Origin of the sequence: Verminephrobacter aporrectodeae subsp. tuberculatae At4 (assembly GCF_000193225.1) — a bacterium.
GTDB lineage: Bacteria > Pseudomonadota > Gammaproteobacteria > Burkholderiales > Burkholderiaceae_C > Acidovorax > Acidovorax aporrectodeae.
In genome coordinates, this window is sequence record NZ_AFAL01000422.1 from 1 (window position 1) to 7630 (window position 7630).

The 7630-nt window shown below is 66.7% G+C and carries 7 protein-coding genes; 5 read left to right on the forward strand and 2 right to left on the reverse strand.

Annotated elements, in window-relative coordinates:
- Positions 1-146 precede the first annotated feature (146 nt).
- The 5 genes from VTU_RS0113040 to VTU_RS0113060 all read left to right on the forward strand — a co-directional run bounded on the left by VTU_RS0113040 (position 147) and on the right by VTU_RS0113060 (position 4639).
- Positions 147-1160 (forward strand): sulfate ABC transporter substrate-binding protein, encoded by a 1014-nt coding sequence (locus VTU_RS0113040; RefSeq protein ID WP_029554374.1) that lies wholly within the window; start codon positions 147-149, stop codon positions 1158-1160.
- Complete coding sequence (cysT, locus tag VTU_RS0113045) at positions 1157-2023, forward strand: sulfate ABC transporter permease subunit CysT (protein WP_010104822.1); 867 nt, start codon at positions 1157-1159, stop codon at positions 2021-2023. The genes VTU_RS0113040 and cysT overlap by 4 nt, the downstream gene beginning before the upstream one ends.
- Positions 1977-2900, forward strand: a complete 924-nt coding sequence (gene cysW, locus VTU_RS0113050; protein WP_438873582.1) for a sulfate ABC transporter permease subunit CysW — start codon at positions 1977-1979, stop codon at positions 2898-2900. The genes cysT and cysW overlap by 47 nt, the downstream gene beginning before the upstream one ends.
- Positions 2901-2916: 16 nt before the next feature.
- Positions 2917-4044: a sulfate/molybdate ABC transporter ATP-binding protein gene (locus VTU_RS0113055; protein ID WP_010104826.1), complete on the forward strand. Its 1128-nt coding sequence runs from the start codon at positions 2917-2919 to the stop codon at positions 4042-4044.
- 73 nt (positions 4045-4117) lie between these two features.
- A complete protein-coding gene (locus VTU_RS0113060) occupies positions 4118-4639 on the forward strand; it encodes a disulfide bond formation protein B (RefSeq protein ID WP_029554375.1) in 522 nt (173 codons plus the stop codon).
- Positions 4640-4660: 21 nt separating this feature from the next.
- On the opposite strand, the gene VTU_RS0113065 is transcribed toward VTU_RS0113060, so the two are convergent.
- Both VTU_RS0113065 and VTU_RS27140 read right to left on the reverse strand, forming a co-directional pair.
- Complete coding sequence (locus tag VTU_RS0113065; protein WP_010104830.1) at positions 4661-7192, reverse strand: penicillin acylase family protein; 2532 nt, start codon at positions 7190-7192, stop codon at positions 4661-4663.
- Positions 7193-7287: 95 nt separating this feature from the next.
- A partial coding sequence (locus tag VTU_RS27140) for an IS66 family transposase (protein ID WP_010104831.1) occupies positions 7288-7630 on the reverse strand: 343 nt, incomplete at its 5' end.

Sequence of the window (7630 nt, forward strand, 5' to 3'; positions counted from 1 at the left end):
GCAGCAGGCGCCCGCACGCAGCGGCGTTGCCGGCCGCCCGCTTCCATATTCCAATATCTGATTGTTTAACAAGAATATATTCTTTTGAGTTTTAAGCAGCGCCGCGCACAATGCGCGGTTTTCAGCATTTCTCGGGCGCCGCACGCATGACATCCTTGAACCCCAAGACCCTTCTGGTCGCCCTGGCCCTGGCCGCCAGCGGTGTGGCGACGGCGCAGAACGCATTGCTCAACGTCTCCTACGACGTGGCGCGCGAGTTCTACAAGGACTACAACGCGGCCTTCGTGGCCCACTACCGCAAGACCACGGGCCAGGAGGTGAAGATCGACCAGTCGCACGCGGGCTCCAGCGCCCAGGCGCGCGCCGTGAACGACGGTCTGGCCGCCGACGTGGTGACCATGAACACCAGCACCGACGTGCAATTCCTCGCCGACAAGGGCGTGGTGGCCAAGGACTGGGCCCGGCGCTTTCCGTACGACGCATCGCCCACCACATCGACCATGTTGTTCCTGGTGCGCAACGGCAACCCCAAGGGCATCCGGGACTGGGACGACCTGATCAAACCCGGCGTGCAAGTCATCGTGGTCAACCCCAAGACGGGCGGCAATGGCCGCTACGCCTACCTCGCCGCATGGGGCGCGGTGCGCGAGAAGGGCGGCAGCGACGCGCAGGCGGCCGAGTTCGTGGGCAAGCTCTACAAAAACGTTCCCGTGCTCGCCAAGGGCGGGCGCGACGCGACCGCGACCTTCCTGCAACGCAACCAGGGCGACGTGCTGATCACCTTCGAGTCCGAAGTGCTTTCCATCGAGCGTGAATTCGGCGCCGGCAAGGTGGACGCGGTCTACCCCTCGGTGAGCGTGGTGGCCGAGAACCCCGTGGCCGTCGTCGAGCGCACCGTGGCGCAAAAGGGCACGGCGCAGCTGGCCAAGGCGTATCTGGACTACCTGTATTCCGACGAGGCGCAGGAGATCGCCGCCCGGCACGCCATCCGCCCGCGCACGCCGGCCATGCTCAAGAAATACGCCGCCACCTTCAAGCCGATCGGGCAGTTCACGGTGGCCAAGTACTTTGGCTCGCTGTCCGAAGCGCAGAAGCTGCACTTCAACGACGGCGGCCACTTCGACAAGCTCTACCAGCCCGGCGGCCCCGGCAAACCATGAGCGCTGCGGGTGCGGTGGCCGCGCGGCCTGGCCGGCGCGCGGCCCGGCGGGTACTTCCCGGTTTTGGCCTCACGCTCGGCTATACGCTGTTCTATCTGAGCGCCATCGTGCTGATCCCGCTGTCGGCGCTGGTCTTCAGAACCTTCAGCCTCAGCTGGGAGCAGTTCTGGTCGGCGGTCAGCGCGCCGCGCGTGCTCGCGTCGTACCGGCTCACGTTCGGCGCCTCGTTCCTCGCCGCGCTGGTGAATCTGGTGTTTGGCCTGCTGATCGCCTGGGTGCTCGTGCGCTACCGGTTTCCCGGCAAGAAGATCATGGACGCGCTGGTGGACCTGCCGTTCGCGCTGCCCACGGCCGTTGCCGGCATCTCGCTCACGGCCCTGCTCGCGGGCAACGGCTGGGTCGGGCAGATCCTCGCGCCCCTGGGCATCGAGCTGGCCTTCAAACCCGCGGGAATCGTGGTCGCGCTGATTTTCATCGGCCTGCCGTTCGTCGTGCGCACGGTGCAGCCGGTGCTCGAAGACGCTGAAAAAGAACTCGAAGAAGCCGCCGCCTGCCTGGGCGCCACGCGCTGGCAGACCTTTGCCCGGGTCATCCTGCCGTCGATCACGCCGGCCCTGCTCACCGGTTTTGCCATGGCGTTCGCGCGCGCCGTGGGCGAATACGGCTCGGTGATCTTCATCGCCGGCAACGTGCCCATGCTGTCCGAGATCACGCCGCTGATCATCATCGGCAAGCTCGAGCAGTACGACTACGCGGGCGCCACCGCCGTGGCGCTGGTGATGCTGCTCATCGCCTTCCTCCTGCTGCTCGTCATCAATGCGCTGCAAGCCTGGCAGCGCCGCCGCGCGGGGGCCCCGGCATGAGCGGGCACCCCCCCTCCATGCCCCGCGGGGAACGACCGAGGCGCCCTGGGTGCGCCGCACGCTGATCGCCGCGGCGCTGGCCTTCATGCTGCTGTTTCTGGTGCTGCCGCTGGCCGCCGTGTTTGCCGAGGCGCTGCGCAAGGGCCTGGGCGCGTACCTCGCCGGTCTGCGCGAGCCCGACGCCTGGTCGGCGATCCGGCTCACGCTGATCACGGCGCTCATCGCCGTTCCGCTGAACCTGGTGTTCGGCGTGGCCGCCGCCTGGTGCATTGCGAAATACGAATTCCGGGGCAAGGCCTTTCTGACCACGCTGGTGGATCTGCCGTTCTCCGTCTCGCCGGTGGTCGCCGGGCTGGTCTACGTGCTGGTGTTCGGCGCGCAGGGCTGGCTCGGTCCCTGGCTTCAGGCGCACGACGTCCAGATCATCTTTGCCGTTCCCGGAATCGTGCTGGCGACGGTGTTCGTCACCTTCCCGTTCATCGCGCGCGAGCTGATCCCGCTGATGCAGGCCCAGGGCAACGAGGAGGAGCAGGCCGCCATCGTGCTGGGCGCCACCGGCTGGCAGACCTTCTGGCACGTGACCCTGCCGAACATCCGCTGGGGCCTGCTCTACGGCGTGATCCTGTGCAACGCGCGCGCCATGGGCGAGTTCGGCGCGGTGTCGGTGGTCTCGGGCCATATCCGGGGGCAGACCAACACCCTCCCGCTGCACGTGGAGATCCTCTACAACGAGTACCAGTCCGTCGCCGCCTTCGCGGCCGCATCGCTGCTGGCCTTGCTGGCGCTGCTCACGCTGCTCATCAAGACGCTGGCCGAACACTACACCGCGCAGACGCAGACGGCCGCTGCCGGACTGCCCCCCGAGCGGCCCCGCTGAAGGAACGGAAAACACCATGGGAATAGAAATCCGCAACGTCAGCAAGCGGTTTGGCAGCTTCCAGGCGCTGCGCGACCTGAGTCTGGACATCGCACCGGGCGAGCTGATCGCGCTGCTCGGCCCCTCGGGCTGCGGCAAGACCACGCTGCTGCGCATCATTGCCGGGCTGGAGACGGCCGACACCGGGACGATCCACTTCTCGGGCGAGGACGCGACCAGCGTGCACGCGCGCGAGCGCAACGTGGGCTTCGTGTTCCAGCACTACGCGCTGTTTCGCCACATGACGGTGTTCGAGAACGTGGCCTTCGGCCTGCGCGTCAAGCCCCGCAGCGAGCGCCCGAGCCAGGCGCAGATCCGGCAGAAAGTGACCGAGCTGCTCCAACTGGTGCAACTCGACTGGCTCGCCGAGCGCCATCCGTCGCAGCTCTCGGGCGGCCAGCGCCAGCGCATCGCGCTGGCGCGCGCGCTCGCGGTCGAACCCCGGGTGCTGCTGCTCGACGAGCCCTTTGGCGCGCTCGACGCCAAGGTGCGCAAGGAACTGCGCCGCTGGCTGCGCCGCCTGCACGACGAGCTGCACGTGACCAGCATCTTCGTCACGCACGATCAGGAAGAGGCGCTCGAAGTGGCCGACCGCGTGGTGGTCATCAACCAGGGCCGCATCGAGCAAAGCGGATCGCCGCAGGAGGTCTGGGAGCATCCCGCGAGCCCCTTCGTCTACGGCTTCCTGGGCGACGTGAACCTGTTCCACGGCCGGGCGCACGAGGGGCTGGTGCAGTTCGACGGCATGCAACTCGACTCGCCCGAGCACCGCACGGCGCAGGACGCCCCGGCCTTTGCCTACGTGCGCCCGCATGACCTGGACGTGCAGCGCTATTGCCCGGGCGCCGGGCTGGACGCCGAAGGCCGCCCGCGCGGAATCGTGGTGCGGCTCAGCCGGGCCATCGTCGTCGGGCCGATTGCCCGGCTGGAACTGATTCCATCGACCGAACCCAAACTGGCGGAAAATGCGTCCCCGCAAGGCCCCTTGATCGAAGCGCAGATCCCCGCGCAGCAGTTCAGGGAGGCGGGCTTCCGCGAGGGCGAGACGCTGGTGGTGACACCGCGCCGCGCCCGGGTCTTTCTGGACCCCGCTGCCGGCATCTGAGCCGCCCTTCCTCTCGGGGACCCGGCGCGGACGCCGGGAGCCATTTTGTGCGCCACTCCAAGGACAAGAAATGATGCTGTTGAAATGGATCGATCGCGCGCCCCGCAGGGTGCTCGCCTGCGTCAGCGCGGCCTGCGTGGCCATGCTGGCCTTTGGCATGTATCTGCAGTACGGGGTGGGCCTGGAGCCTTGTCCGATGTGCATCGTGCAGCGCTACGCGCTCATTGGCGTCGCCATCTTCTCCGGCCTGGCCTGCGCCCGGGGGGGCCGGCGCTGGTGGCTCCCGCTCGCCGGCCTGGCCGCTGCAACCGCGGGCCTGGGCGCCTTTGTGGCCGCGCGCCAAAGCTGGTTGCAATGGAATCCCCCGGAGACCGCGAGCTGCGGCCGCGACTTCTACGGAATGATCGAGAACTTCCCCATCAGCCGCGCCATCCCCATGATCCTGCGCGGCTCGGGCGACTGCACGGCAATCGACTGGACCTTCCTCGGCGGCTCGATCGCCAACTGGTCGTTCCTCTGCTTCACGGGCCTTGGCCTGCTGCTGCTCACCGTGCTCGTGCGCGGTGGTAGGCAGCGCGACCTGTCGCTGGCCTGACCGGTGAAACCGGTTCCATTCTTAATCTGGCGTGAAGGAGCGATCCCCACCGGGGACCAAGGTCAGCTCATGCGCCCAGTGTGCAGGCTGACGCTGCAAGAGGCGGTAGCCCATGTTGGCCCAGGGGCTGTTCATGTCACGGTAGCGGGACGAGAACACCAGCCCGCTCTGGCCGGTCTGGCAGATGAAGCGCGACTGCTCCAAGTCCGCCAAGTCATACACCGCGCGCAACGAGGCCGCATGGTGGTTGACGAACAGCCCCTTGGCGTCGCCCGGGTTGTACTGCCCCACATTCACGGTGTACGGGCCCCCAGGCGAGGCATGGCGGACATTAAAAAAATGGGCCAGCACCGGCACGCTGCCCATGGGTCGGTGCACGCTCAGCGCCGGGTGTGCCACACCCCAGCGCCACCGGGCCGGATCCGGGCCATAGGCCATCTGCAGGCGATCAAGCGCACGGTCGAAAGCGGCCGCGGACTGCCCGGCGCAGGACAGAGGCTGGCACCACCAGCCGTCATTGCGCTCCAGTATGCCCTCCACCGCGGCCCGGTAATCGCGCTCACCACCATAGGTGGCTGCAAAACGCTCCAAGCCAATTCGCGGCGCGATCAGGCCCCGCACGAGCTCGTCCACCCAGGCGGAAAACAGCAATGGCGCGGCCTGCCCGGCATCCATCACCCCGTCAAAGTCGGCGAGTTGCGCCTGTGCGGCCGCAGCCAGCGGATGGGCCGAGCGAACCTGCCGCAAATAAGGCAGCAACCGGCGCACGGCCAGCGACGTCACGTCACCCTGCATGGCCTGCATGCTCGCGACGTCATGCTTTTCGCGGGCCTCGATGAGCTGCGCGATGCGCTGGTAGCGGTAAGGCAAGGTCCAATCCTGCGTCAAGTAATACGGGTAGTCCGGCGCCGTCACACGCTGGTTCGCCGTGGCCAGCCAACCCTTGGCGCCATCGTCGCGCGGGGTTTTCCCGGGTGCGATCCAGCCCTGCCAGTCGTAGCGCGCCTCCCAACCGGGAGCCGGAGCCACGCCCCGGATATCGTTGGCAGCAGCGCGTATCGGGACCCGGCCCACGGCCTGGAAGCGTATTTGACCCCGGTCGTCCGCCGCGACCACGTTCTGCATGGGCGAGTGGTAAGACGACAGGGCCTGGAACAACTCATCCACCGTTTGGACTTGATTGGTTTGCAGGCCCGCCAGCACCGTCTGGTTGTCGGCATCCAGCGCGCTCCAGCGCAGCGCAAGCACGTATTTGTCCAAATTCAGCGTCCCGGCATGCGATTCTTGCGCATCGCTGAGCACCGGGCCATGGCGCGTGCTGCGCAACCTGATCACCTGATCTGCCTCCCCCTTGACCCGGATGGTTTCGCTGCGCACCGTGAACGGTGCCCAGCCCTCGGGGGTGCGGTATTGCGTGGCGTCAGCGGGGTTGATCTGCTCCAGGTACAGATCCTGCACGTCGGGGTCGGTGTTGGTAAACCCCCAGGCCACATGACCGGTACGGCCCAGCACCACAAAGGGCAGGCCCGGCATGGTGGCGCCGATCACATCGATCGGGGCAATCGGTGTGCCATCCGCGGCCCGACCCGCGGGCGCTTGCAAGGCGGCAAGGTACCAAATCGAGGGTGCGGACAAATCCAGGTGCGGGTCGTTGGCCAGTAACGGCTTGCCGCTCACCGTGCGCGAGCCTGCCAGCGCCCAGTTATTGCTGCCCCGGCCTTCATGGCTACCAGCAGTGCGCGTGAGCGCTTCGGCCCAGGCACGCAGGCCGGCGCTGATCTGGCGAGACAACAGGCCTTCTTGTTGCGCTTGGTGTTTGGGCGCTGCTCCCTGCGGCGCGGCACCTTGGTCCGCTGCCCGATAAACCCCCAACTGACGGTAGAGCGTAGCCAAGTCGACCGAGGTGGCAGGTCGCTCTCCCGGGTAGGGGGGCATCAGTTGCCACAGGCGCTCCGTGTCCAGTGTGCTGGCAACCGACAGGCGCGTGAATTCATGGCCCCAGTTACCACCCATCTCCAGCGCCATCATCAGCGCCCAACCCACGCTGTCCTCGGGCTCCCAGCCACCAGGCTCAACGCCGAGCAGATGGAACTCCGGGGGAAGCGCCTGGGACCGATGGCGGTGAAAAGCCTGTATGCCCTGGCTGTAGGACTGCAGGGCTTGCCTGGCGTACGGCGGCAGTCCTTGGTACTGGCGCCGAGCGTTCCCGATGATGTCCAGCGCACGCATCAGTTTGTCGGTCTCCAGCGTGGCGCCGCCGAAAACTTCGGACAGTTCACCGTGCATCACGCGGCGGTTGAATTCCAACTGCCAACTCCGCTCCTGCGCATGCACATAACCCATCGCAAACCAGGCGTCCTGCGGGGTCTGGGCGCGGATATGGGTCACATCGGCGTCATCCCGCTGCACTTGGACCGCCTGGCGCAATCCCACCACAGCCAGCCTGCCATCGAGTACCGCAAAGCTGCGCTGCACATAGACCGCAACGGCGCTACCGGCCAGCAATATCGCCACTCCCAGGCCGACAACTACCCACTTGATCCATGACGCCATGGTGCCTCCTATTTTTCGATCCATCTCAGCCCCCGGGCCCACGGCCCAGCCGATTCGTGAAAGGCACGTTCGGGTCCGTCATGAAACGCCAAACGTCATCGCCGCAATCGCGTAGTCGGCTGGATTGGCTGGTTCACCAACTCCTGCGCGATGGCCGCGACTGTGGGTGCCAACACCTGGGCAGCCTCAGCGTTGGCACTCAGAATCGTTGCCTCGGACATGGGCATGTCAAAGAGATCGCCCATCACTTGCCCCGTGCGCTTGAGTGGCAGCATCTGGTACTGGTTCAGGTACACGGCTGCGGCCTTTGCACGCGGGCCGTGTTGCACCGCTGCGGTGACGTTCGGGGGGAATGCGCCACGATGGGTCTTGCCGCAGTTGCAGATCGCTTGCAGCACGCGGTGCTCGGTGACTTGGTAGCGCAAATCGGGCAGATCG

Excerpts from the sequence above, each read along its gene's own strand:
- VTU_RS0113040 (WP_029554374.1), top strand. The coding sequence starts at position 147 with ATGACATCCTTGAACCCCAAGACCCTTCTGGTCGCCCTGGCCCTGGCC.
- VTU_RS0113055 (WP_010104826.1), top strand. The coding sequence starts at position 2,917 with ATGGGAATAGAAATCCGCAACGTCAGCAAGCGGTTTGGCAGCTTCCAG.
- VTU_RS0113065 (WP_010104830.1), bottom strand. The coding sequence starts at position 7,192 with ATGGCGTCATGGATCAAGTGGGTAGTTGTCGGCCTGGGAGTGGCGATA.
- cysW (WP_438873582.1), top strand. The coding sequence starts at position 1,977 with ATGCGCTGCAAGCCTGGCAGCGCCGCCGCGCGGGGGCCCCGGCATGAG.
- VTU_RS0113060 (WP_029554375.1), top strand. The coding sequence starts at position 4,118 with ATGCTGTTGAAATGGATCGATCGCGCGCCCCGCAGGGTGCTCGCCTGC.
- cysT (WP_010104822.1), top strand. The coding sequence starts at position 1,157 with ATGAGCGCTGCGGGTGCGGTGGCCGCGCGGCCTGGCCGGCGCGCGGCC.